The organism is Nitrincola sp. A-D6, assembly GCF_000764495.1.
Lineage (GTDB): Bacteria > Pseudomonadota > Gammaproteobacteria > Pseudomonadales > Balneatricaceae > Nitrincola.
In genome coordinates this window covers 1-24,088 of the sequence record NZ_JRLB01000054.1, presented here as the reverse complement: position 1 = coordinate 24,088, position 24,088 = coordinate 1, and the positions used below count along the sequence as shown (strand labels likewise).

General features: G+C 48.9%; 24 protein-coding genes and 2 pseudogenes. 8 read left to right on the top strand and 18 right to left on the bottom strand.

Features of this window, described 5'->3' with window-relative positions; all coding sequences use genetic code 11:
* Window positions 1-13: 13 nt before the first annotated feature.
* From LH51_RS09740 to glcC, 12 genes and pseudogenes are all read right to left on the bottom strand, one after another.
* A complete protein-coding gene (locus LH51_RS09740) occupies window positions 14-646 on the bottom strand; it encodes a glutathione S-transferase N-terminal domain-containing protein (RefSeq protein ID WP_036521928.1) in 633 nt (210 codons plus the stop codon).
* Between the two features lie 91 nt (window positions 647-737).
* Window positions 738-1,514, bottom strand: coding sequence for a cytochrome c1 (locus LH51_RS09735; protein ID WP_036521925.1), 777 nt, complete (start codon window positions 1,512-1,514; stop codon window positions 738-740).
* A complete protein-coding gene (locus tag LH51_RS09730) occupies window positions 1,514-2,770 on the bottom strand; it encodes a cytochrome b (RefSeq protein WP_036521924.1) in 1,257 nt (418 codons plus the stop codon). Before LH51_RS09730 ends, LH51_RS09735 begins: the two co-directional genes overlap by 1 nt.
* Window positions 2,770-3,366 (bottom strand): ubiquinol-cytochrome c reductase iron-sulfur subunit, encoded by a 597-nt coding sequence (petA, locus tag LH51_RS09725; RefSeq protein WP_036521923.1) that lies wholly within the window; start codon window positions 3,364-3,366, stop codon window positions 2,770-2,772. Before petA ends, LH51_RS09730 begins: the two co-directional genes overlap by 1 nt.
* 307 nt (window positions 3,367-3,673) lie before the next feature.
* Window positions 3,674-4,066: a 30S ribosomal protein S9 gene (gene rpsI / locus LH51_RS09720; protein ID WP_036521922.1), complete on the bottom strand. Its 393-nt coding sequence runs from the start codon at window positions 4,064-4,066 to the stop codon at window positions 3,674-3,676.
* A gap of 13 nt (window positions 4,067-4,079) precedes the next feature.
* Window positions 4,080-4,511, bottom strand: a complete 432-nt coding sequence (rplM, locus tag LH51_RS09715; RefSeq protein ID WP_036521921.1) for a 50S ribosomal protein L13 — start codon at window positions 4,509-4,511, stop codon at window positions 4,080-4,082.
* Window positions 4,512-4,745: 234 nt separating this feature from the next.
* The gene (gene acuI, locus LH51_RS09710) at window positions 4,746-5,729 is read right to left on the bottom strand and encodes an acrylyl-CoA reductase (NADPH) (RefSeq protein ID WP_036521920.1); all 984 of its coding nucleotides are present in this window, start codon (window positions 5,727-5,729) and stop codon (window positions 4,746-4,748) included.
* Window positions 5,730-5,796: 67 nt separating this feature from the next.
* Window positions 5,797-6,903 carry a cell division protein ZapE gene (zapE, locus tag LH51_RS09705; protein WP_036521919.1) on the bottom strand — a complete coding sequence of 369 codons (1,107 nt, stop codon included), beginning with the start codon at window positions 6,901-6,903 and terminating at the stop codon, window positions 5,797-5,799.
* A gap of 128 nt (window positions 6,904-7,031) precedes the next feature.
* A pseudogene (locus LH51_RS09700) lies at window positions 7,032-8,692 on the bottom strand (GMC family oxidoreductase).
* Between the two features lie 124 nt (window positions 8,693-8,816).
* Window positions 8,817-9,509: an LrgB family protein gene (locus LH51_RS09695; protein WP_036521918.1), complete on the bottom strand. Its 693-nt coding sequence runs from the start codon at window positions 9,507-9,509 to the stop codon at window positions 8,817-8,819.
* Complete coding sequence (locus LH51_RS09690) at window positions 9,496-9,864, bottom strand: CidA/LrgA family protein (RefSeq protein WP_036521917.1); 369 nt, start codon at window positions 9,862-9,864, stop codon at window positions 9,496-9,498. Before LH51_RS09690 ends, LH51_RS09695 begins: the two co-directional genes overlap by 14 nt.
* Window positions 9,865-9,897: 33 nt before the next feature.
* Window positions 9,898-10,653 carry a transcriptional regulator GlcC gene (glcC, locus tag LH51_RS09685; protein ID WP_036521915.1) on the bottom strand — a complete coding sequence of 252 codons (756 nt, stop codon included), beginning with the start codon at window positions 10,651-10,653 and terminating at the stop codon, window positions 9,898-9,900.
* 474 nt (window positions 10,654-11,127) lie between these two features.
* Here glcC and LH51_RS09680 point away from each other — a divergent pair.
* The 7 genes and pseudogenes from LH51_RS09680 to LH51_RS09650 all read left to right on the top strand — a co-directional run bounded on the left by LH51_RS09680 (window position 11,128) and on the right by LH51_RS09650 (window position 18,611).
* Window positions 11,128-12,413: pseudogene (locus LH51_RS09680) on the top strand (FAD-linked oxidase C-terminal domain-containing protein).
* Entirely contained in the window at window positions 12,413-13,522 is a 1,110-nt protein-coding gene (gene glcE, locus LH51_RS09675; RefSeq protein WP_081960769.1) for a glycolate oxidase subunit GlcE, read from the top strand. Before LH51_RS09680 ends, glcE begins: the two are co-directional and overlap by 1 nt.
* Before the next feature lie 18 nt (window positions 13,523-13,540).
* Window positions 13,541-14,758 (top strand): glycolate oxidase subunit GlcF, encoded by a 1,218-nt coding sequence (gene glcF, locus LH51_RS09670; RefSeq protein ID WP_036521914.1) that lies wholly within the window; start codon window positions 13,541-13,543, stop codon window positions 14,756-14,758.
* Between the two features lie 33 nt (window positions 14,759-14,791).
* Window positions 14,792-15,199 carry a GlcG/HbpS family heme-binding protein gene (locus LH51_RS09665; protein ID WP_036521913.1) on the top strand — a complete coding sequence of 136 codons (408 nt, stop codon included), beginning with the start codon at window positions 14,792-14,794 and terminating at the stop codon, window positions 15,197-15,199.
* Between the two features lie 350 nt (window positions 15,200-15,549).
* On the top strand, window positions 15,550-17,046 hold the full coding sequence (locus LH51_RS09660) for an alanine/glycine:cation symporter family protein (RefSeq protein ID WP_036521911.1): 1,497 nt from the start codon (window positions 15,550-15,552) through the stop codon (window positions 17,044-17,046).
* Between the two features lie 249 nt (window positions 17,047-17,295).
* On the top strand, window positions 17,296-17,763 hold the full coding sequence (locus tag LH51_RS09655; RefSeq protein WP_052063638.1) for an OmpA family protein: 468 nt from the start codon (window positions 17,296-17,298) through the stop codon (window positions 17,761-17,763).
* A gap of 77 nt (window positions 17,764-17,840) precedes the next feature.
* Window positions 17,841-18,611 carry a M14 family zinc carboxypeptidase gene (locus LH51_RS09650; protein ID WP_052063637.1) on the top strand — a complete coding sequence of 257 codons (771 nt, stop codon included), beginning with the start codon at window positions 17,841-17,843 and terminating at the stop codon, window positions 18,609-18,611.
* Here LH51_RS09650 and LH51_RS23545 read toward each other — a convergent pair.
* Window positions 18,568-18,936: a L,D-transpeptidase family protein gene (locus tag LH51_RS23545; protein WP_052063636.1), complete on the bottom strand. Its 369-nt coding sequence runs from the start codon at window positions 18,934-18,936 to the stop codon at window positions 18,568-18,570. The genes LH51_RS09650 and LH51_RS23545 overlap by 44 nt on opposite strands.
* Window positions 18,937-18,944: 8 nt before the next feature.
* On the bottom strand, window positions 18,945-19,904 hold the full coding sequence (locus tag LH51_RS19150) for a L,D-transpeptidase family protein (RefSeq protein WP_052063635.1): 960 nt from the start codon (window positions 19,902-19,904) through the stop codon (window positions 18,945-18,947).
* Between the two features lie 204 nt (window positions 19,905-20,108).
* Between LH51_RS19150 and LH51_RS09640 the strand changes: the two genes are divergently transcribed.
* Complete coding sequence (locus LH51_RS09640; RefSeq protein ID WP_052063634.1) at window positions 20,109-20,783, top strand: M15 family metallopeptidase; 675 nt, start codon at window positions 20,109-20,111, stop codon at window positions 20,781-20,783.
* Between the two features lie 102 nt (window positions 20,784-20,885).
* On the opposite strand, the gene LH51_RS09635 is transcribed toward LH51_RS09640, so the two are convergent.
* The 4 genes from LH51_RS09635 to LH51_RS20825 all read right to left on the bottom strand — a co-directional run.
* Window positions 20,886-21,842: a hypothetical protein gene (locus LH51_RS09635; RefSeq protein WP_036521909.1), complete on the bottom strand. Its 957-nt coding sequence runs from the start codon at window positions 21,840-21,842 to the stop codon at window positions 20,886-20,888.
* Window positions 21,843-22,068: 226 nt separating this feature from the next.
* The gene (locus LH51_RS09630) at window positions 22,069-22,587 is read right to left on the bottom strand and encodes a hypothetical protein (protein ID WP_036521906.1); all 519 of its coding nucleotides are present in this window, start codon (window positions 22,585-22,587) and stop codon (window positions 22,069-22,071) included.
* Window positions 22,587-23,381 carry a hypothetical protein gene (locus LH51_RS09625; RefSeq protein WP_144244234.1) on the bottom strand — a complete coding sequence of 265 codons (795 nt, stop codon included), beginning with the start codon at window positions 23,379-23,381 and terminating at the stop codon, window positions 22,587-22,589. The genes LH51_RS09630 and LH51_RS09625 overlap by 1 nt, the downstream gene beginning before the upstream one ends.
* Before the next feature lie 68 nt (window positions 23,382-23,449).
* Window positions 23,450-24,088 (bottom strand): hypothetical protein (locus LH51_RS20825; protein WP_036521904.1); only part of this gene is annotated, 639 nt, incomplete at its 5' end.

The window sequence follows — 24,088 nt, the reverse complement described above, 5'->3', positions numbered from 1 at the left end:
TAACTTGATTTTATTAATCACGCATCTCTTTTTCAGCTTCAGATAAGCTTGTCTGAAAAGCTTCACGCTCAAAAATGCGCTTCATATAGGATAGTAATGGCGCGCACTGTGACTGAGGCAGCTCAATCCCCATTACAGGCAAACGCCACAATAGAGGAGCGATACAGCAGTCTACCAAAGTAAACTCATCACTCATAAAATAGGGTTTTTCTGTAAAAATTGGCGAGATAGATACCAAACTATCACGTAATTCTTTACGACAAAATTCTATCTTCTCAGGATCAGCTGTACCAGTCAGAATCGTATCAGCATAGCCACACCAGTCACGCTGAATACGGTAGATATACAGCCGGCTATCAGCACGGGCAACAGGATATACCGGCAATAATGGCGGGTGAGGAAAACGCTCATCGAGGTATTCCATCATCACGCCCGGTTCATACAATACAAGATCTCTGTCCAGCAAAGTGGGCAGAGTATTGTAGGGATTCAGCCCTGCTACATCTTCAGGCATGTCATCAACTTTACAGTCCACAATATCAACTGCTACACCCTTCTCAGCCAGCACAATACGTACACGATGGCTGTAGTGGTCATCACCGTCTGAAAAGAAAGTCATGGAAGAACGTTTTGCTACCACTCCCATTGAGGTACCTCTTTGTTACAGGGATCAAAAAACAAAAAACTACGCGACCCTAAGTGGCCGCGTAGCTGACTTAACCTGAATACATTCAGGTTTAATGTATATCTCTCCAGTATTCACGCTTGAGCAAGTAAGCCACGAAGGTGAAGATCACCAGAAAAATCAGTACATAAGTACCAATACGATGTGCCTGAAGCTTTGATGGCTCACCCACATAGGTCATGTAGTTGGTCAGATCGTACATTGCCTGATCAAATTCCACCGGTGTCATACTGCCTGTTCCCGCTTGAACCTGCAAACACTGACCGCTTCGCGTACCCGTCAGCGGATCCAATGTACCGGTAAAACCACCGCGTGCCAAAAGCTCTTCATGGGTGCAATGGTTCACTACCACACCCTGAAGGTCTTCCAATACATTAGGCATACCCACATCAGCAAATACAGCGTTATTCACACCAAACCTGGCCGCATCATCACGATAGAAAGTACGCAGATAGTTATATATCCACTCACCACCGCGAAGGCGCGCTTCCAGTGACAGGTCAGGAGGCGGCGCACCAAACCAACCTTCAGCATCATCCTTATCCATAGAGATAGTCATCTGGTCATTAATGCCCTGCTCACCCAGAATCAGATACTCTTCCATCAGGTCATCTGGAATACCTATATCTTCACCCGAACGGGCAAAGCGCTGATATTCCATAGAATGACAACCCATGCAACGGTTAACAAACAGCCCCATACCGCGCTGCAAGGATTCCTGATTTTTCAGATCAGCCTTAAATGTGTCCATGGGGTAGGCTGCACCACCAGCCGCTATAGCTAGCGCCGGGAAACACACCATCAATAATGCAATTAGATATTTTTTCATCAGCCTGTCACCCTTTGCGGAACCGGTTTAGTGCTTTCCATTCTGGTGTAGAAAGGCATCAGAAGGAAATAAGCGAAATACAGCACTGTACAGATCTGAGCTACCATCGTACGAGCATCAGTCGCAGGCAATACACCCAGTATACTCAGAATCACGAAACTGATAGCCAGTATTGCCAGGAACACTTTGCTTATCCAGCCTTTATAGCGCATGGATTTTACCGGACTACGATCCAGCCAAGGCAGTACGAAGAGTATAGCGATCGCTGCACCCATGACTACTACCCCCCAGAACTTCGCATCCAGACCAAAGATACTGAAGGTTACTGCACGCAACATGGCGTAGAAAGCAGTGAAGTACCAAACAGGAGCAATATGATCAGGTGTTTTCAGTGCGTTTGCAGGTTCAAAGTTTGGTTTTTCAATGAAATAACCACCCCCTTCCGGGAACCAGAACACCACCACAGAGAAAACAAACAGGAACACGCCAACGCCCACCAGATCTTTCACTGAGTAGTAGGGGTGGAAAGGAATACCGTCTTTAGGTATACCGTTTTCATCAAGATTATCCTTGATCTCAATCCCATCTGGATTGTTTGAACCCACTTCGTGCAGTGCAATAATATGCAGCACAACCAGCGCCAGAAGCACTATCGGCAGAGCAACCACATGCAGGGCAAAGAAACGGTTCAGAGTGATACCCGAAATCAGATAGTCACCACGTATCCACTGTTGCAGATCTGGCCCTATAACCGGAATTGCACCAAACAGCGAGATAATAACCTGAGCGCCCCAATAAGACATCTGTCCCCAAGGTAGCAGATAGCCCATAAAGGCTTCAGCCATCAACGCAAGATAGATGGTCATACCGAAGATCCACACCAACTCACGCGGCTTTCTATACGATCCATACATCATGCCACGGAACATATGCAGATATACAACCACAAAGAAGGCTGACGCACCGGTTGAGTGCATATAACGCAGCAACCAGCCATATTCTACATCACGCATGATGTATTCAAGCGACGCAAAAGCACCATCAGCTGACGGGTTATAGCTCATTGTCAGCCAGATTCCGGTTACTATCTGGTTGACCAGCACCAGCAGTGCCAATGAGCCAAAAAAGTACCAGAAGTTAAAGTTTTTAGGTGCATAGTATTTGGAAAGATGGTCTTCCCACATGGCTGTTGCTGGGAAACGATCATCGATCCACCCCATCAAGCCCGGATTACCTTTATTACGATGACCAGCCATTATACTTCCTCCGGATCTATACCAATTATCAGGGTGTTGTCATCCAGATACGCATGAGGTGGGATAACCAGATTGGTGGGTGCCGGCTGTGAGCGGAACACACGACCTGAAAGGTCAAAACGCGAACCGTGACACGGACAGAAGAAACCGCCTAACCAGTTCTCACCTAAATCAGCTGGTGCAATTTCCGGACGATAGGTTGGTGAACATCCCAAATGCGTACAGATACCAATCACAACTGCATACTCTGGACGTATCGCACGTTCGGGGGTTTTAGGTATGTATTCAGGCTGTTCTGAGCGATTTGACTCTGGATCGGCTAATCGATCATTCAGAGAAGGCAAATCTGCTAAACCTTGATCGGTACGACGCACGACCCATACAGGACGTCCACGCCATTCAACGATCATTTGCTGACCTGGCTCCAGCTTACTTACGTCAGCGCGAACAGGTGCGCCCGCTGCTCTGGCTTTTGCGCTCGGATTCCAGGACGCTACAAACGGCACAGCCACCCCAACAGCACCCACTGCACCCAAGGCAGTAGTGGCACCTAGAAGAAGCCGACGCCGACCTTTATTCACGCCGTCATTGCTCATTAATTTTATCTCCACTCATTCAGCTTTTCGGGCAAAAATTACCCAACTCAGCCGCCAGTCATTAAACCCAAGAATTGAATTCTTCAAATGGCGCAAATATTAAAGAAAATACCTAATTTATACAAGGTAAAAACCTACCGACCTTAGGCTATTACTTCTAATAATGCTGAAAACATGCACCATGCCTGTTTCGCACCCGCTCTGCACTCGCCATGCGCCCGCGGCATATCGTACATCCTGTACATAAAAAAACCCGGGCCACTTTGAGCAGACCGGGTTTTTCTCGAACAACCGAAGTTGACGAAACTTAACGTTTGGAGAACTGAGGACGCTTACGTGCTTTACGCAGACCGACTTTCTTACGTTCAACCATACGTGAATCACGCGTTACGAAACCAGCTTCACGCAACACAGGGCGCAGAGTTTCATCATACTCCATCAGCGCACGGGTGATACCGTGGCGAATCGCACCAGCCTGACCGAAACCGCCGCCACCAGCAACCGTAACGTAGAGATCAAATTTATCTTTATTGCCAGTCAGTTCGAGCGGCTGCATCACGATCATGCGCGCTGTTTCACGACCAAAGTAGTTTTCCATGGTACGCTGATTGATAGTGACTTTACCTGTACCTGGACGCAAGAATACGCGTGCAGTTGAGGTTTTACGACGGCCTGTGCCGTAATACTGAGTAATAGACATATTCGCCTTCCCCTTAGATATTCAGTTCTTGAGGTTGCTGAGCCTGATGCGGATGCTCTTTACCCGCGTAGACTTTCAGCTTCGAGTACATAGAGCGACCCAGCGGACCTTTAGGCAACATGCCTTTAACAGCCAACTCAATGGTGCGCTCTGGGAAGGTCTGGATCATCTTATTGAAGTTAGCTTCTTTAAGACCACCCGGGAATCCAGTGTGACGGTAGTACATTTTGTCATTACGCTTGTTACCGGTTACATGAACCTTTTCAGCGTTAACCACAACAATGTAGTCACCAGTATCGACGTGCGGTGTAAATTCCGGCTTATGCTTGCCACGCAGACGGCGTGCAATTTCAGTTGCCAGACGACCCAGGGTTTTACCCTCTGCATCAACAACATACCAGTCGCGCTTTACTTCGGCTGGCTTAGTGCTAACAGTAGTTTTCATTGGTAGTTTCACCTTAACTCGTTAAGTCTCGATCCGCCACAGCGGTTCCGACTTACCTTATAGTTATTCGTTGTTAGCAAACAGCTAACAACCTTCGCATACCCATTATTTATGGGAGGCGAAATTATACTGGGGTTTTCTCGAAAAAACGAGTGTATTTGAGAATTTTTTAACCAGGCAGCAGCCGGCCCGAAGCTTCGTAACAACCGGCTATTGGCGATTAAATTAACACGTCTAGCTGGCCACTTTGACCAGCACACGCCCTCGCACCTGCCCATCCATCAGCGCATTAGCCGTTTCAATCACTTGATCCAGGCCAATTTCCTGCCCAATAGCATCAAAATCCGCAGGTTCTAACAATTTCGCCAAACGCGACCAGGCTTCAATACGATCATCCAGTGGACGCATTACGCTATCGATACCTGCCAGCGTAACGCCGCGCAGAATAAAGGGGGCGACACTGGATGGGAAATCCATGCCCTGCGCCAACCCGCAAGCAGCCACCACACCACCATAACGCGTTTGTGCGCAGGCATTGGCAAGCGTATGACTGCCGGCTGAATCCACCACAGCGGCCCAGCGTTCTTTCTGCAAGGCCTTACCCGGCTCACTCAGGTCGGAGCGAGGGATGATTTCGCTTGCACCCAACTCTGTCAGATAGACTGACTCCTCTGGACGGCCAGTTGATGCCACTACACGGTAACCCAATCGACTCAAAAGCTTTACCGCAAAACTGCCAACGCCACCATTGGCACCGGTTACCAGTACATCACCTGAATCCGGCTTAACGCCATTTTTTTCCAGCGCCATCACACACAGCATAGCGGTATATCCTGCCGTGCCTGCCGTCATAACTTCGCGAGCGCTCAAACCTTCAGGCAACGGAATGAGCCATTCACTTTTCAAGCGCGCTTTTTCAGCCAATCCGCCCCAGTGTGCTTCACCCACACCCCAGCCATTCAATACAACCTTGTCACCCGGTGCAAAACGTTCAGAATCGCTTTCCAGTACTGTGCCGGCTAAATCAATACCCGGCACCAGAGGAAATTTACGAACAACAGGCCCTTTACCGGTAATAGCTAAACCATCCTTATAATTAAGTGTGCTGTATTCTACTTTGACCAACACATCGCCCTCAGGTAATTGCGATTCATCTACCTGACTCAATGCGGCACGATAACCCTGATCGTCTTTATTGATGACTACTGCGTTAAACATACAACCTCCACTTACCCTTTTATCAGGATAATTATTATTTTACCCTGCCTAATTTATAGCATAGATCTCAAGCACGGTGTGCCTTAGCCAGATACTCATGCGATTGCATTTCCAGCAAGCGACTTTTGGTCCGGTCTATCTCGAATGACAAACGCCCTTCGGTATAGATATCATGAATACTCACTTCAGCCGACAGAATTAGCTTCACGCCACTATCATAAAATTCATCCACCAGATTAATAAAACGGCGGGCAGCATCATCATTCTGACGCCCCATCTGAGGCACATTACTGATTAAAACCTCATGGTATATCTTGCCAATTTCAATATAGTCATTTTGTGAACGAGGCCCCTCACACAGCTCCTTAAAATCAAACCAGATTACGTCTTCACACACCCGTCGACAGCGAATATGTCGACCATTAACCTCAACCAACTGATCACTTTTAGCTTCATGCAGATCCGGCGCCAGATTTTCAAAGCTGCTATTAAGGCTGATATCGGCCTCCTCATCCAGCGGGAAGTGATACAACTCGGCCTGTTCAAGTACACGCAGACGGTAATCAATCCCCCCATCCACATTGACCACTTCAGTGTATTTATTCAACAGGTCGATAGCAGGCAAAAACCTGGCGCGCTGCAAACCATCTTTGTACAGGCCATCCGGTACGATATTGGAGGTCGCTACCAGCGATACACCATTGGCAAATAACTGCTCCAGCAACCCTCCCAAAATCATGGCATCGGTAATATCTGATACAAAGAACTCATCAAAGCAGATAATACGTGATTCTTCGGCAAATTTTTTACCTATATCTACCAGCGGATTTTTGGTGCCTTCGAGCTGTTTAAGCTCCTGATGTACTCGCTGCATAAAACGATGGAAGTGCGTACGGGTTTTCTGCTCAAACGGCAAACTGTCGTAAAAGGTATCCATCAGGTAGGTCTTTCCGCGCCCGACCCCACCCCAAAAGTACAACCCTTTCAAAGGCTCTTTCTGTTCTTTACGAATCATACCCGAAAGGCGCCGAATCATACTGGGCACCGGTGCATTTACCGATCCAATCAACTCATCGTAAAGTCGCTGCAGGTGTTTGACAGCCATTTCCTGCGTCGCATCATAGGAGAAATCCTCGCGCTGCAGATCTTTTTGGTAACGCTCTAAGGGTGTCATAAACGCTCAAGCCTCAGTCTTATCGTGACAAGCGCAAAACTTTACTGCTCAGCCAGGTAAGTTGCAATTATTCATTGGGATCAGATATACGCCGAAACACGCGCCTGGATCACAACCCCACGCTGGATTTATTCAGCAGACTGTATCCAGCGCGCGGCCTTTTCCGCAATCATCAACGTAGGAGCATTGGTATTGCCGCTGGTAATCACCGGCATGACACCTGCATCGACAACCCGCAATCCATCCACCCCCGAACACGCAGGTGCGAATCGACCACCGCCATCGGATCATCCACCTGCCCCATCCGGGTTGTGCCAACTGGGTGAAAAATAGTCGTTGCGATATCTCCTGCCAGCTTGGCCAACTCCCCATCCGTCTGATACTGCACCCCGGGGCGCCATTCTTCCGGCTGGTATTTTTGCAGCGCCGACTGAGCGACAATCTCGCGTATTTGGCGCAGGCTTTGTGCTGCTATAGCCTTGTCATCAGCTGTACTCAGGTAATTGGGGGCGATCATGGGTGCATCGTCAATGCGATTTGAACGGATACGCACATGCCCCCGGCTTGAGGGGTTCAGATTACACACACTCGCAGTGAACGCTGGAAACGGATGCAGGTCTTCACCAAAAGCCTCCAGACTCAGGGGTTGTACGTGGTATTCAAGATTGGCATAGGGCTGCTGTGGGTCAGACTTGGTAAAGGCACCGAGCTGGCTAGGCGCCATGCTCATAGGTCCTGAGCGCTTGAGTAAATATTCCAGGCCAATAGCCGCTTTACCCAAAAGATTGCTCGCCATCGTGTTGAGGGTTTTTACACCCTGAACCTTGTACACAGCGCGTATCTGTAAATGATCCTGAAGGTTTTCACCCACTCCAGGCAAGTCCACAACCACATCGATGCCATGCCGATCAAGCAGATCAGCCGGACCTATCCCGGAAACCTGCAGGATTTGCGGAGAACCGATGGCACCCGCAGAGAGAATGACTTCGCTCTTGGCATGCACGCTGACAACCTCACCAGCATGACGCACAATCACACCCTTACAACGTGGAAGCGCACCTTCGGCCTGTTCAAAAGTCAGACGCTCCACCTGAGCTTCGGTCCAGACAGTCAGATTGGAACGCCCCTGCACCGGGCGTAAAAAAGCCTTGGATGTATTCCAGCGCCATCCCTGACGCTGATTAACCTCAAAATACCCCACGCCAGTATTGTCGCCCTGGTTAAAGTCATCTGTACGTGGAATACCAGCCTGTACAGCCGCATCGGCGAAACTTTCCAGTATTTCCCAGCGCAAACGCTGCTTTTCAATCCGCCACTCGCCACCATGTCCGTGCAACTGGGCAAACTCACCGCTGGACTGAACCGCCGCAGCGTTTTCCTTATCCAAGCGGTAATGGTCTTCATGCGCTTTAAAATCAGCCAGACTGTTTTCCCAGCTCCAGGCATTATCACCCGTCAATCTAGCCCAGTTATCATAATCCCGCGCCTGACCGCGCATGTAGATCATACCGTTAATAGAGGAGCAGCCACCGAGGGTTTTACCGCGCGGGTAACGCAACGCACGGCCATTAAGCCCGGCATCCGGTTCAGTCTGATATAACCAATCGGTTCGGGGGTTTCCAATACAGTAGAGGTACCCCACCGGAATATGAATCCAGTGGTAATTGTCTTTTTTTCCAGCCTCAACAAGCAGAACACGTTTACTGGAGTCCTGACTCAAACGATTCGCCAGCAGGCAACCGGCTGAGCCACCTCCCACGATAATGTAATCAAACAGATCACGTGGCATAGCCATCTCCACAGTAGGGGTCGTTCATATTTATTGTTATGGTTTATGCGTGCAATGCCACATTATAAGCATTACGTATAATTTGAACAGAAACCCGACTACTGCAACCCCATCAACTGCACTATCAAGGTATTAACAAGGAGCTAAACACCCCGGTTAACCCCATAGCCAGCCCGGCAAATGCACCTGCGATTGAACTGATCTGCATGGCATAAGCGGTACCAAAACCATGTGCAGCCAACCCCAGCGAAAACCCTTTTGCAGTAGGCGATTCAACCCGCAACAAACGAAACACCAACGGCGCCAACAAACAACCGATAACCCCGGTGAGTAATGCCAGCCCGGCAGACAAAGACGGGTAGCCGCCTATTTGTTCTGAAATACCAATGGCTATCGGCGAGGTGACCGATTTAGGCGCCAGCGATAGCAACAATCTATCCGGCCCTTCAAGCATCAGGCCTATACCAAGCACCGTAACAGCCGCTGTAATACTACCGACAAAACAGGACAACAGTACCGGCAGAAGTAGCCGGCGAATACGTGCCATATGGTCATACAGGGGAACGGCTAAGGCCACTGTTGCCGGACCAAGCAAAAAATGAATAAATTGAGCACCCTCAAAATAGGTGTCGTAATCGGTTCCAGTTAACAACAGCAGCGAAATAATCAGTGCCATAGCAACAAACACCGGATGCAGCAGGGCTGTACCGCCGGCTTTTCGGTTCAGCCAATTGGCGATTAAAAATGCCAGTAGCGTCACCACGATCCAGAATAGGGGCCGGGCGGCAAAATAAACCCAAAAGTTACCTATCTCCATGCTCACCTCTACGCCGCGTTTTATAATTCTCCATGCTTTGCATCATCCACGCAGTCAACACCAGGGTGATCAACGTACTGCCAATCAGCGAGGACAGCACGACCAGCCAGTGTGCCGCCAGTAGTTCAGCAAACACCATCAAGCCCACGCCAGCCGGAATAAATAGCAGCGACAGGTGGCGGATCAATCCTTCCGCCGGCAAGCGCAGCGCATCCGGCACCTTGCCATAAACAAGTAACCCCAACCAAAGAATCAACATGCCCGCCACCGGACCGGGTATCGGCGCGCCCAGAAATACCATCAACCACTCGCCGAGCAACTGACAAAACAGCAGAATCAACATACCCTGAATCATAAAATACCCTGATTATTAATTACTTTATTCTAATCACCAGCCATGCAGCCGCATGGATGCACGCAGCAGGCGCTGCTCTTCCACTTCTATATCCTGCAGTTCATCACGAATACCCTGAATATGCTCTACCGCCGCACGACGCGCCTGCTCGGGCAAACGATCCACCACTGCATGAAATAAACGGGCATGCTGACGGTCGATCTGACGCTTTTGCACCGGACGGTGGTAAAGATTATTCAGCGAGGCAAATACTGAACTGATCAGCAAATCCGTCAGAGATTGCAAGGTGTGCACCAATACCGGATTGTGCGATGCCTCACACACAGCCAGATGAAATGCGTGATCAACGCGAGCATGTTCGCGCAGTTCTACCGGCTCTTCTGACTGTGTCAGCGCGACCATCTCTTCATAGCGACGACGGATCATAATAAAGTCAGCATCTGTACCACGCATGGCGGCAAGGCGTGCCGACTCCCCCTCCAGCAGCGCACGCACCTCCAACAGATCATAAAGTGTGCGTGGATGCTCACTAAACAGATGCATCAGCGGCGTAGAGGGCTCGGGCATCATCTTGGCGACATAGGAGCCACGGCCCTGCTCAGTCGCAATAATCCCACGGGCACGTAACAGCTTCAGCCCCTCCCGAAGGGCCGAGCGTGAAAAACCCAGTTTCTCTGACAGTTGCCGCTCCGAGGGTAAGCGCTGCCCTGGTTTAAGCACCCCATCCAGAATCAAGGTTTCAATCCGATCAGCCACCAGATCGGCAATCTGCCGCGTTTCTTCTGCCATTAACCAGTTACCCGCTAGACTTTACTTAAAGTTGCCTTATGCCAACTGGTAGGACCAGTTTAAAATCCATGCAAATATAACTTCCTTACCAGGAATAATACATTGCAGTGTCTTATTCTTAGATGGATTTTACAAATTTCTATAAAAATAACTGGTAGGACCAGTGAGCTAAAAGGTTGACCTATCGGCTCCCAGCTACCAAGATCTATGCATTAATAACGCATAATAACGAAGTCATAGCCTCTACACAGGACCTGATTAATGAATATACTCCATGATGAGCGCCTTGATGGTGTGCTGCCTGTGCCTGACCGCACAGCACTACTGCACAAGCTCAGTATTCGCTTGCCCGACCTGCATGTTTTACACAGTGAAGAAGCGCTCAAACCTTACGAGTGCGATGGTTTGGCCGCTTACCGCACCACGCCTTTACTGGTCGTCCTGCCAGAAACCCTGGAGCAGGTCCAGGTCATCATGCAAACCTGCAACGAGTTAAAAGTACCGGTGGTCGCCCGTGGTGCAGGTACAGGCCTGTCGGGTGGCGCATTACCACTGGAGCAGGGTGTACTGCTGGTTATGGCTAAATTCAACCGCATCCTTGAAGTGAATCCCGAGGGGCGCTTTGCACGGGTACAACCCGGTGTGCGTAACCTGGCCATTTCTGAAGCCTGCGCTATACACAGCCTGTATTACGCACCCGACCCCTCGTCACAAATTGCCTGCTCCATTGGCGGTAACGTAGCGGAAAATGCCGGTGGCGTGCATTGTTTGAAATACGGTCTGACCGTACACAACCTGATCAGTGTCGACATTATCACCGTGGAAGGTGAGTTTATGACGCTGGGCAGCGATGCACTGGACTCACCCGGTTTTGATCTGATGGCCTTGTTCACCGGCTCCGAGGGCATGCTGGGCATCGTCGTGGAAGTCAAAGTCAAACTACTGCCCAAACCTCAGGTCGCTCGGGTGCTCATGGCCAGTTTCGATGATGTGGAAAAGGCCGGGCTGGCCGTGGGTAATATTATTGCCGCCGGTATTATTCCCGGTGGTCTGGAAATGATGGACAACCTCGCCATACGCGCCGCCGAAGACTTTATTCATGCCGGCTACCCGGTGGAGGCTGAAGCCATACTGCTTTGTGAGCTCGACGGTGTTGAATCCGATGTGGATGAAGAAAGTGCCCGGGTTCAGGAAGTGTTAGAGCAATCCGGTGCCACAGCCGTGCAAACTGCAAAAGATGAAGCCGAACGCCAGCGCTTCTGGGCCGGTCGTAAAAATGCCTTTCCTGCTGTAGGTCGTATTTCACCAGATTATTACTGTATGGACGGTACCATTCCACGGCGCGAACTACCTGGCGTATTAAAAGGTATTGCCGAGCTTGCGGATCGCTATGAACTAAGAGTTGCCAATGTGTTTCATGCCGGTGATGGCAATATGCACCCGCTGATCCTGTTTGATGCTGATGTGCCGGTGGCCTGGAAAAAGCCGAAGCCCTCGGTGGACAAATCCTGGAACTCTGCGTCAAAGTTGGCGGTTCCATTACCGGAGAACATGGCGTGGGTCGGGAAAAAATCAACCAGATGTGCTCGCAATTCAATGATGACGAGCTGGAATTATTCCATGCAGTCAAAGCCGCCTTTGATCCGGATCGCCTGCTCAACCCAGGTAAAAACATCCCGACACTGCACCGCTGTGCTGAATTTGGTGCCATGCATATTCACCATGGCGAACTACCCTTCCCAGAACTGGAGCGCTTCTGATGTCTGCAGCCAACTCCCAAACAGATCAACAGACTCACCATCGCCCTGGAGAGCGGCCGGTCAGCCAGACGGAAGCTGCCCTGCTTGAACAGGTCTGTGAAGCACTACATGAAGCCACACCCCTGCAAATCCAGGGTGGCAACAGCAAGCATTTCCTCGGCCGAAAAACCCAGGGAGAGGTACTGGATATCACTCCACACCAGGGTGTCGTCAGTTATGACCCGACCGAGCTGGTCATCACCGTCCGCGCCGGTACATCCATGCAGCAGTTGGAAACCCTGCTGGCTGAACAAGGGCAGATTCTGGGATGTGAGCCACCCCACCTGGGAGAAAACGCCACAGTGGGCGGTATGGTTGCTACCGGTCTGTCTGGCCCACGCCGCCCCTGGTCAGGCTCCGTACGCGATTTTGTGCTGGGCACCAAGGTTATCACCGGACACGGCAAACTGTTGCGCTTTGGCGGCGAGGTAATGAAAAACGTCGCCGGTTATGACCTGTCTCGCCTAATGGCTGGCAGCTTTGGTTGCCTGGGCGTACTCACTGAAGTGTCCATGAAAGTCCTGCCAAAGCCACGTAATGCATACCACCTGAGCATTCCATGCAATCAGGCAGAAGCCTTGCAGAAGCTGATTAGCTGGGGACAGCAACCGCTACCCATCACGGCCGCCTGTCACTATCAGGAGCAACTCTATTTGCGCCTGGAAGGCGGTGAAGCTTCGGTAAAAAACTTTGCTGACAGCTTGCAGGGCCAGGAAATCGATCCAGAATTCTGGGCGCTACTTAAAGAACAGCAACTAGGCTTTTTTCAGGACTCACGCCCACTCTGGCGACTGTCTTTGCCCGCTAATGCCGCTCAACCAGGCCTTGAGGGTGACTGTCTGATCGACTGGGGTGGCGCACAACGCTGGTACAAAACTGACCAACCGGAAGCAATACTACGTGAAGCGGCGGCAAATGCCGGAGGCCATGCCACCTGCTTCACCCCTGACATCACTGACCAGCCATTGCATCCGTTACAACCTTTACTGATTCGCTATCATCAGCAACTCAAGGCGCAACTGGATCCGAAAGGTATCTTTAACCCCGGACGCATGTACAGCGACTATTAAGCAGTAGAGAGAAATACTATGCAAACTAACCTGTCTGAAGACGCTAAAAAACTGCCCCGCGCCCAAGAAGCTGAAGATATACTGCGCAGCTGCGTGCACTGTGGTTTCTGTACGGCAACCTGCCCAACTTACCAACTACTTGGTGATGAGTTGGACGGTCCGCGTGGGCGCATCTACCTGATGAAAAGTTTCTTTGAAGGTGGCGAAGTCACCCGTGAAACCCAGGCTCATCTGGACCGCTGCCTGACCTGTCGCAATTGTGAAACCACCTGCCCCTCCGGTGTAAACTATCACGCCTTACTGGACATAGGTCGTGCTGCCATTGAAGACAAGGTGGGACGCCCTTTCAGTGAAAAGCTGGTACGAAGCGCCTTGCGCAAGGTTATCCCTAACCCACAGATTTTTGAGCCCTTGATGAAAACCGGGCAGTTGTTTCGGCCAATATTACCCGCCAGTCTGAAGCAAAAAATACCGGCACGCAGCATCAAGGCCAAACCACGCCCTGAAAACCAACATGTCCGCAAAATGCTGATTCTGGAAGGCTGCGTACAACCCTCCCTGTCACCCAACACCAATGCCGCCACAGCCCGCGTTTTAGATAAACTGGGCATTCAGGTCATCACGGCCAACGAAGCTGGCTGCTGTGGTGCCGTGGACTACCATTTGAATGCCCATGAAGCCGGACTGGTTCGCGCACGCCAGAATATTGATGCCTGGTGGCCGATGATTGAATCCGGCGCGGAAGCGATTATTCAAACTGCCAGCGGCTGTGGCGCCTTTGTAAAAGACTATGGACATCTACTGAAAGATGATCCTGCCTACGCTGAAAAAGCCAATAAAATCAGTGTGCTGAGCAAAGATTTGGTAGAAATTCTGGCCCATGAAGATCTGACAGCGCTCAGCCTGAATAGCGATCAAAAGCTGGCTTTTCATTGTCCCTGCACCCTGCAGCATGCTCTCAAACTCAACGGTGCAGTTGAAGGTGTGTTACGCCGACTTGGATTTACACTGACAGCTGTACCCGATGCGCATTTGTGCTGTGGCTCAGCTGGCACCTATTCGGTCACGCAACCCGAGCTTTCTATACAACTGAGAGACAATAAGCTCAATGCCCTGGAAAGCGGCAAACCTGATATGATCGCCACCGCCAATATCGGCTGCCAGACACACCTCAATGGTGCTGGACGCACGGAAGTACGTCACTGGATTGAAATAGTGGAAGATGCACTCAGCTAATTAACGACAAGAAAATACAACAGGAGATCACCCATGTACACGAAACAGGCCCTTACACTGTCAGAAGCCAACCAACTGATCAGCGCCGCCTTCACTGAAGCCAAACAGAATGGTTGGGCTGTTGCTGTCGCTGTTGTCGACGATGGGGGTCACCTGCTGTCAATGCAACGTATGGAAGACTGCGCACCAGTTGGTGCCTATATCGCTGTCGAAAAGGCACGTACAGCCGCCTTGGGTCGCCGTGAAACCAAAGTCTACGAAGATATGATTAATGGCGGTCGCAATGCCTTCCTGTCAGCACCCGTGATCAGCGCTACTTTAGAAGGCGGTGTACCCGTGATTCACGAAGGACAGGTTATAGCGGCCGTAGGTGTATCAGGGGTTAAACCTGATCAGGACGCCCAGGTCGCCAAAGCCGGTGTTGCCGGACTGCAAAGCTAAACATAACCTTCCCAGCAGAAAAGCCGTCCCTAAGCGGCTTTTCTGTACAAGGGCCCAATATCCGCCTCTTTTTTGCCTCCCCTCTTACACAAACCTAAATAACCATTTAATTTCAAAATCTTACAAAAAATATCAGTAATTGTTATTACTTTTTTATTAAAAATAGATTTTTTTGCTTTTTATTAAAAGTATTTCAGAATTAATCACTACACGTTAGATAGATATTAGTTTTTTGTTACTGTAGAATACTTTCCCTTGGTGTCGAAGCCTAAAGGTTATAAAAATATATAAACCTATAACTTCAGACTTATCGACAAAGGCTAACAACAATAACGAACCGGAATCTCATCATGGAAACACTGGTTAATACTCTTAACGGTTTTATCTGGAGTGATGCTCTGATCTTTCTGTGCCTTGGCGCAGGTCTTTTCTACTCCATCCTGACGCGTTTTGCGCAGGTACGTCATTTTAAAGAGATGTGGCGCCTACTGTTCAACTCTAACGAGTCAGACAAGGGTATCTCTTCATTTCAAGCGCTTGCAGTATCATTGTCAGGCCGTGTAGGGGTGGGTAACATCGCGGGTGTCGCCGCCGCGATAGGCTTTGGTGGCCCAGGTGCAGTTTTCTGGATGTGGGTGGTTGCCTCCCTGGGTGCCAGCACCGCTTATGCTGAATCCACACTAGGTCAGATCTACAAGGTTAACGATAATGGTCAGTACCGTGGTGGACCAGCTTACTACTTTGAACGCTGCCTGGGCTGGAAATGGCTAGGTGTTCTTTTTGCTATCTCAGCGATTATCGCCTGTGGCATTTTCTTACCAGGAATTCAGGCGAATGCAGTCGGCAATGCGGTTACCCAGGTATTTGGCGAAGGACAGATGGTTTCCAGCAGCTTTGGCGAAGTTGGCAGCACCAAGCTGATCGCCTTGGCGATTATTCTGATCGTACTGGCGTTCATTATCTTCGGCGGCATCAAGCGCATCGCTCACTTCACCCAGTTCGTCGTTCCCTTTATGGCACTGGGTTACATCGTGATGGCGATGATCATTATTTTCCTGAATCTGGACAAAGTACCTGGGGTATTCGGACTGATATTCACTGATGCCTTTACCGCTCAGGCTGGATTTGGTGCAGCCATTGGCTGGGGTGTCAAACGCGGCATCTACTCCAACGAAGCGGGTCAGGGAACCGGCCCCCATGCAGCGGCAGCGGCTGAAGTAGAGCATCCGGCCCAGCAAGGTCTGGTACAAGCCTTCTCGGTTTATGTCGACACACTGTTTATCTGTACCGCCACGGCTCTGATGATTCTGATCACACAGCAGTACAATGTGCAGGGCTCTCTGGAAGCTGGCCAATTTATCGTTCAGAACGTTGCAGCTGGTACTGAAATCGGTTCACCTGCATTTACACAACTGGCGCTACAAAGCGTATTCGGTGGCGTAGGTCCTGTGTTTGTTGGTTTTGCACTGTTTTTCTTTGCCTTCACCACCATCCTGGCTTACTACTATATTGCCGAAACCAATGTCGCCTACCTGCGTCGTGCACTCAAGCTTGATATACCCCTGGTAATTGTCAAACTGGTTATCATGTTCATGGTAGCTTACGGCACCGTCAACACCGCCGGTTACATCTGGGATCTGGGTGATGTCGGTGTCGGACTGATGGCCTGGATCAACATTGTCGGTATCCTGGTGATCTTCTTTGTCTCCAAACCCACTATGAAAGCGCTACGTGACTATGAAGAGCAGCAGAAAGCCGGTGGCCCTATCACCTTTGATCCGGTGAAACTGGGCATCAAAAACGCTACCTTCTGGGAAGAACGCTTGGCAAAGCAGAAGTCTGAATAAACCTCCGTAAAAAGCCCGACCCTGTCGGGCTTTTTCTTAGCTAGCTCGTCGTATTATCTACCTGCAACATATCAAAATTATGCTTAGTTTCACTCTTTAGAGTGGATTTTTCCCGCAAAGCTCCTTAATATCGCTCAGCATGGACGCTGGCGATTTGGAACGCATTTTTTATCTATTGGGAGAAACAAATGGAATTCAATCCAAGAAAAGCAATCATAGTGGGCTTTACTTGTTTCATATTAACTGGCTGTGCAGCTCGACCAGTCTCAGGTTGATGGCAGCCACACCGCGCAAACTACTGAATCGATACGCTCAGTTGCTGATGCTCTGATCACCTCACCCTATTTGCAAATGCAACAACGGGATGACAACTCTCTGCTACTCGAATTTCCTGAAATCCAGGCTTTCAGCTTTGATGGAGCAAGTTTGAGTCAAGAGCTACAGGCAGCACTCACCGATGTTGCAGGGGCATCGATACAGAACACCCACCTGAACATTGAAGTGATCGGCCATACAGACAATATTGGCAACCCGGATTATAATCAGGCACTTTCTGAGAACCGGGCACGCCAGGTTGCTGACTTCCTGAACCAGCAAGGCATCCAGATGTCACGAATCCAGGTGACTGGAATGGGCCAGGAAGCCCCTATTGCCAACAACCGTACAGCAGAAGGTCGTGCAGCCAATCGTCGAGTCGAACTGATCATCTCCGAATGATCTGAATCGAGACACTACGCCCTGATACCAGCTTTGGGTCAGGGTTTGTGTACCTGGACCTTGCCTGAGAGTTTTTTATGCCATCTCATAAAATTGCAGTGTCAGCTTGCCTGGCACTGACAATGCTATTGACACACGGATGCAGTCTGCTATCACCTCAACCAAGCTGCCCAAATAATATTCCTGATATTGAACAGGGTATCGCGGGACATTCATACAACGGACGTCCTATCCAATACACCCGAATCGGCTGTGGTCATCAGACAACCCTGGTCTACGGTGCGATTCACGGCAATGAGCCCGCCAGCACAACCCTGACGGAACAATTAATAGAAAAACTCAAGCAACTTCCGGGAGATTGGCGCTATCAGCACCGGGTCATTGCAATCCCTGTCGCTAACCCGGATGGCTTACTGGCCAATACACGGGCAAATGCCCGAGGGGTGGATCCCAATCGTAATTTTCCAAGCCAAAACCGCATCAATAATCGTCAGTTCGGCATGCACCCCTTATCGGAACCCGAATCCCGGGCACTGGTAAACATCAAGAAAATCTACCCTCCCGACAGAATTCTATCCATTCACCAACCTTTGGCCTGTATCGACTATGATGGGCCGGCCATTCAGATCAGTCGGGCCATGGCACGTCATACTGACCTGCCAATCTGTAAACTGGGTGCACGCCCTGGCTCTCATGGCAGCTATGCAGGTGTGGAGCGTCAGATCCCCATCGTAACATTTGAAATGCGACCGGAGGATCATCACTTAAAGCCAGGGCAAATATGGACACGTTACGGCAGAGCTCTTATGGCAGGTATTGTCTATCCGGAAACGCCGCCAAATCTTTAAAAAAATCCAGCATCGGCTCATCCAGCTCATAAATATCAGAGCGGAAATGCAACCTCATTTTCGCGTCTGTATCAACAGTCCAATAAGCCAACAATACCGGGATGGGTTGATCCAAAAATAACTCCTGAGTCACACCAGTACTCAATAACTGCTCTAACGTACTTGCGGCATCGGTCTTGCTGACAGCCAGCAGCTTATGCGCCAACTCAGGAGCCTCCTGCAATCTGACACAGCCGGAACTCAATGCGCGCATGTTCTGACTGAAATATCCCTGGCTGGGTGTATCATGCAGAAAAATTGCTTCGTTATTTGGAAAACGTACCACTATCCGCCCTAACTCATTTTGGTCGCCAGGTGCCTGCGCAGCAGAATCCGGCCAGGATTACGCCAGTTAATCGACGCGGGACTCTGCGGGTTTCCATCGAAATCCAACACCTGTATCTGGTTTTCCTCCAAAAAACGCTGACTACGGCGTATCTGAGGCAACATATCCTCACGGTATACTGTTGGCGGCACAGTCCAGGAGGGATTAACCGTAATATGAGTCACCTCGCTCCACATCAGCGGGGTTTGGCGATCCGTTCGCCCAATTTGAGAAGCCTGCTGTACAAGGGGTTGAGAACCACCATCATATAACGCCAACTCAGCTCCGGCGATATCCACCAGTAACATCTGATCAGTGACTTTATGGCTCAAACGCCGGAAACGCTCCAGATTGACTTGCACTTTGAGCCGCTGATCATCAGTAAGCACCCCATACTTCTCAGCAACCCTAAAAGCCACACGTAGTCTCAGATATGGAATATAGTCTGGCCTGGCCAAAGCAAAAGCATCCGAAGGAGAGTCCACGCCCAAAAGGGCAAAATTAAGAATATGGTTAGCATCAAGCGTGACGGGTTGCCTATGCTCAGGATAAATTAAATAGGGTTCAATATTCGCCTGCAATGTTGGACCATAGTGTAAATCGCTCAATGCCGAAAAGTACTGACGTACTACCTCAAACTTTTTTGATTCATCTAAATCTTTACTTTGATCCAGCTGCTGGATCATTGAATCTACATCAGTTAAGCGATAACGAGAGGGTATTAAACCGTCATCAGCCAGCAGTTGAACCTCTTCATTTAGTTGCTGAATAAATTTAGAGGTTTGCCAGATAGCACTGGATTCTGTTATCCGAAGAAACTCATGCACATAAAACTCGTCTATCTTTGCTGCAGAGACAACACGTATATCAATAAAAAATGCACACAAAACAAACAATACTACCCTGTAATAGTTTCCCAACCCTGACATTTACGATTCCTTCGTCCCTTTTAAAATTGATTGGCTAGATTACCCTACAAACACAAAACTTCAACCCCGAAAATTAACTACTACTTAATAAACAGCCAGAGTTGATTAGATTTCATCAGGCATGTTATTTTAATCAACCAAATTGGCGCAAATGCAGTACAAATCTAGCCATCACCCTCTATTATGCTCATGGTGTATTCAGTCATGTTAAAGATAAACACTATTGGATTGGCGTATTTTTGTATGATTTTCTCTGCAAGTGCTATCTCTCATACAAACGAGATTGAAAACAGATTCATTCAAGCAGACCTGGTGGATATTCACTCCATTGATAATACGATTCAAGTAGACCTGGTCAACTCTGACTCCACTAAAAATCTTTTTCGACAAAATTTTTACGATGGCTTAACCACAGCTTATCTTCGTGAAGAAGTTGCTCATCAATTATCCTCAGCTCAACAAAATCTAAAAGCCATACATCCAGACCATTCAATTATAATAATGGATGCAGCACGCCCCAGAAGTGTATCCAGGCAGATGTTTGAAAAAATGCAGGGTACACGCTTTGAAAGGTATGTCGCGCATCCTGATAGTGGATCAATGCATAACTATGGTGTTGCTGTTGACGTCACTATTGTGGATGCCAACGGCGAAAGAATAGATATGGGGTTCATCCCATTTTATCAGAGCAGTGTCGCAATCTATTTAGGATATGCACACCTTCAGGCATTTGGCTTGAACGAAACACAAAAGGACAACCGCCAATTACTTGCTGACATCATGACTCAAGCTGGCTTTATCCCGCTCAGTCATGAGTGGTGGCATTTTGACGGAATACACAAGGATATCGCACGAGAGCAATTTAACATTATTGAATAATAATGTCGGCATGGCACCTCACCGGTGAAACGCTTCAAGGCCATCGACTGTTAAGCCGATTGATGATGCTCCTTAGTATTGTTTGCACCATCATCCAGATGTTTAACGATACGGCACATATTCATCATATAGCTTCGTACGTGGATTCTTCATAAACGCTTCAATCGCTTTTTCCGTTTTACGTTTTTTGAACGGAAACTGAGGTAAGAACTGTAAGCGCGAGAAATGAAATAACAAGTAATTGAGTGGGTGTACATATTTAGGCTTTCGCTTAGGACCAAGCTGATCCAGCCATTTCGGATTGGGGGTTGTCAGGTAATCATTCAGAAAGTCTTGTAGGTAATAAGGTTGCCCTAAGACCATTGCGTTAAATAATCCATGATTGGCACCTAAGCTAACGATTACATTTTTATTTTTTTTGGGATAGGGCAACCAGAGATTTAAGGGTCCTGTCATATTATAAAGATCGTTTGCCTTATCTCGCATAGGCACATGGGCTTCGACAACCTGCATAGGCTGATCAATATTAGAAGGAAACTGAATGCATGCAAATTGACCATGAATCCAAGCATACATAATACGACGCTTGCGATCAATCCTGACAGGGTTTGCAATCGCTATATTTAATAAAATCCAGGTTCCCATAAGAAAAGCTATAGCAAATAGACCAGACCCTATGCCTCTGCCATGGCGTTCGAGCATATCTAATTTGAACTCTTCATATGACATACCCGAACCAGTGAATCCAGGGTTTTTTCTATCTTCGTAACGTGCAAAAGAAGATAAGATACTTTCTTCTCTATTAAACATATTGTAGATAGCAGCATAAGCAACACCTGGTTTACCATCCGAGGCAAACCAACCAGGATTATATGCTGCTGCACTCCCCAGCATCAATGCAATAAAAACCATCTTAAAAAATGTATTAGCACCCATTGCGGTCATATGGGGAATTTCAATCAAATCATCATCGATCTTTGTAATGGACAGATTTAATGCCTCAATAACATCTGGATTTTCAGTGGGATTGGGTAGTAACTCTTCAGGTGTTAACGACATCCGGTTATCCTATAGTTTCTTTGATTATATAACTGTGATTTCAAGTGGCTCTATCATCGTAAACCGCTGTGACTCACCATCAGCGATTAAGCGATCAAACTCACGGTTAATCGCAGTCTCTTCTCATCAGAATAGGCAGATAAATCTAACGACACGACACCGGGCCCTACCCATTCTCGACGTACCTGATGACTTTGAATGCGTGCCCAGGTTGATGCACCTGTCATCATGCCATGGGCTCCGCGGGCTGATAGTTTTCTATGCTGATAGATAATTGCGCTAAATCAGCTTCATCAGTGAGGCCTTGAAACTCCACCTTTACAACCAAATCGTCTTCTATTTGTGAAGCATTAATCGGCCAGATCAGTTTTTCGAAGGCTCGCATTTCATCGTTAAAAAGAACTAGAAGTTGTTCTGACTGATCTAACGTATCAGAATCACTAGTGATTAGTTTTCTGGATTGAGTTAATTGAGCGTTAAATGCAGGACGTTCATCATCCCAGTACCTCTTACTACTTCCCCAAAACCCTTCAGAGATCCATTGCTCCAAGTCCGTTCGTTGGGAAGCGACGAAGACCAGTCCGATTGCAAGGAGCACTCCCCCTATAATGACTAAGGGCCAGGCAACAGCAGCAACAGCCTTGCCAACAATAGCTAACGCAGTAATTTTACTACCCGCCAGAGAGCCTAACAGTGATGCTGATAGCATCAAGCCACCCGCTCCTTGCAATGTATGTCCTGTCATCAGGCATAATCTTCACGGACTTTACCCTCCCATGCCTGCCCTGCAGAGATGAGTAAGCCAATCACCAGGCCTATTCCCCCTAATATCCTGGCTTGCTGTGCTCTCAATGCCATCTGAGTACTCGATATCCCCAGTTTGGGTCGTTGAGGAAGCACATAACCTCTACCCGGTAACCCTGCTATGGCATAGGCGGCGAAGCGGGTGGCGAGTTGAGCGGCGCCTTGGCTGGCGCGGATGAAGGTGGCTTCGGCTCTTAGCGAGCTGTAACTGGCAACGACGGTGCTGAAGGCGACGCTGAGCTGCACTGCAGGCAGGTTGGCGATTGCTCCGGCTTTGGATCGTGCATCAAATCGGTGATGGTCGTGCCAGTCTTTAATGGTTTTTTGGGCACTGAAGAGGGCCAGGGCCAGGGCAATACCCGATAGCCCGGCACTCGCTCTACCTGCTGCGGTATCCGTCACATAGTCATAGGTAGTTACGTTGATACTGCCAAAACGATGTGTATGCTGATGTAGACCGCTGTTTCTGCCATTAGGCGGTTGTCCGTCTGACGAGGCGAACAGGTTTGATGACTGACCTGTTAGAAATTTTTCGTAGTGTTGGTGTATTTGACTATTTAATTCACTGGTGGGAATGCGAACTCTTCGCTCTACCACACCTGCGAGTGTTTCCATGTGTGTGAGCTGAATACGGCTATTCCCATGAAAGAGCGTTGTAGCCACTTCAGTGTACACATTAAAGAATACTTGCTGCACACGTTCGATGACTGTTGAATCACCCAGCTGATTAACCATTTCGGAAGCCACTGAAATCATGCCAGCGAAGAGTGTAGCCCATTCCGAACCAGCTGAGTTTTCTCCCTCTATCTCATCCAGACTGAGTTTTTCGTAAACCGAGGCCGGGTGGATGCATTTAACCTAACGCCATCGACATACGAACCCAACTGACTGGCTGCAAAGCCAAGACAATCTTCGCAACGTCGCTGTTCAGCACCCAGCAGCGCCAGCTTGGCGGGTTCATGCACACCAGGACGTTGATCCAGTGTTTTCCAGTAATCCGCAAGCCGTTGGTACTTTTTACGTTGCTCTATCCCATAGGCCGCGAATTGATGTCGTTGCTCATCGGCTGATCGGTTAAATGGATCTGAGCTAAATACTTTCCGGGTAGCATAAGTGACGTTATTCCATAGCTGTATGCCCGGATCGACGTATCGCTTATCAATCGACCGCTCTAATTTATCAACGGCGGCAATGGCTTTAGCCGTGGTGAGGGCGTAGTGATGTTCAGTTTCATAGTATTGGATATTGGCTTCTTCAATTTCCAATAAGCGCAGCAGGTCTTTGGCTTCGCCCAAGGTGTCTTGTATGGCTACGATTCGAGCATATTCATAGCGCTCTCGAATATGTTCATTGTCGCTGTTTTTCATTTGCTCGAAGGGGGTGATATCCAGTTGACCGATCGCCGTATGACGAAGCACATTAGCTTCACGCTCTTCCGGGTC

Excerpts from the sequence above, each read along its gene's own strand:
- LH51_RS09665 (WP_036521913.1), top strand. The coding sequence starts at position 14,792 with ATGTACACGAAACAGGCCCTTACACTGTCAGAAGCCAACCAACTGATC.
- LH51_RS19150 (WP_052063635.1), bottom strand. The coding sequence starts at position 19,904 with ATGTCAGGGTTGGGAAACTATTACAGGGTAGTATTGTTTGTTTTGTGT.
- LH51_RS09735 (WP_036521925.1), bottom strand. The coding sequence starts at position 1,514 with ATGAAAAAATATCTAATTGCATTATTGATGGTGTGTTTCCCGGCGCTA.
- glcE (WP_081960769.1), top strand. The coding sequence starts at position 12,413 with ATGTCTGCAGCCAACTCCCAAACAGATCAACAGACTCACCATCGCCCT.
- petA (WP_036521923.1), bottom strand. The coding sequence starts at position 3,366 with ATGAGCAATGACGGCGTGAATAAAGGTCGGCGTCGGCTTCTTCTAGGT.
- LH51_RS09650 (WP_052063637.1), top strand. The coding sequence starts at position 17,841 with ATGCCATCTCATAAAATTGCAGTGTCAGCTTGCCTGGCACTGACAATG.
- LH51_RS09635 (WP_036521909.1), bottom strand. The coding sequence starts at position 21,842 with ATGTCGTTAACACCTGAAGAGTTACTACCCAATCCCACTGAAAATCCA.
- acuI (WP_036521920.1), bottom strand. The coding sequence starts at position 5,729 with ATGTTTAACGCAGTAGTCATCAATAAAGACGATCAGGGTTATCGTGCC.
- LH51_RS09625 (WP_144244234.1), bottom strand. The coding sequence starts at position 23,381 with ATGGTTAATCAGCTGGGTGATTCAACAGTCATCGAACGTGTGCAGCAA.
- LH51_RS09660 (WP_036521911.1), top strand. The coding sequence starts at position 15,550 with ATGGAAACACTGGTTAATACTCTTAACGGTTTTATCTGGAGTGATGCT.
- LH51_RS09730 (WP_036521924.1), bottom strand. The coding sequence starts at position 2,770 with ATGGCTGGTCATCGTAATAAAGGTAATCCGGGCTTGATGGGGTGGATC.
- LH51_RS09640 (WP_052063634.1), top strand. The coding sequence starts at position 20,109 with ATGTTAAAGATAAACACTATTGGATTGGCGTATTTTTGTATGATTTTC.
- zapE (WP_036521919.1), bottom strand. The coding sequence starts at position 6,903 with ATGACACCCTTAGAGCGTTACCAAAAAGATCTGCAGCGCGAGGATTTC.
- glcC (WP_036521915.1), bottom strand. The coding sequence starts at position 10,653 with ATGGCAGAAGAAACGCGGCAGATTGCCGATCTGGTGGCTGATCGGATT.
- LH51_RS09695 (WP_036521918.1), bottom strand. The coding sequence starts at position 9,509 with ATGGAGATAGGTAACTTTTGGGTTTATTTTGCCGCCCGGCCCCTATTC.
- rplM (WP_036521921.1), bottom strand. The coding sequence starts at position 4,511 with ATGAAAACTACTGTTAGCACTAAGCCAGCCGAAGTAAAGCGCGACTGG.
- LH51_RS09690 (WP_036521917.1), bottom strand. The coding sequence starts at position 9,864 with ATGATTCAGGGTATGTTGATTCTGCTGTTTTGTCAGTTGCTCGGCGAG.
- rpsI (WP_036521922.1), bottom strand. The coding sequence starts at position 4,066 with ATGTCTATTACTCAGTATTACGGCACAGGCCGTCGTAAAACCTCAACT.
- LH51_RS09630 (WP_036521906.1), bottom strand. The coding sequence starts at position 22,587 with ATGACAGGACATACATTGCAAGGAGCGGGTGGCTTGATGCTATCAGCA.
- LH51_RS09740 (WP_036521928.1), bottom strand. The coding sequence starts at position 646 with ATGGGAGTGGTAGCAAAACGTTCTTCCATGACTTTCTTTTCAGACGGT.
- glcF (WP_036521914.1), top strand. The coding sequence starts at position 13,541 with ATGCAAACTAACCTGTCTGAAGACGCTAAAAAACTGCCCCGCGCCCAA.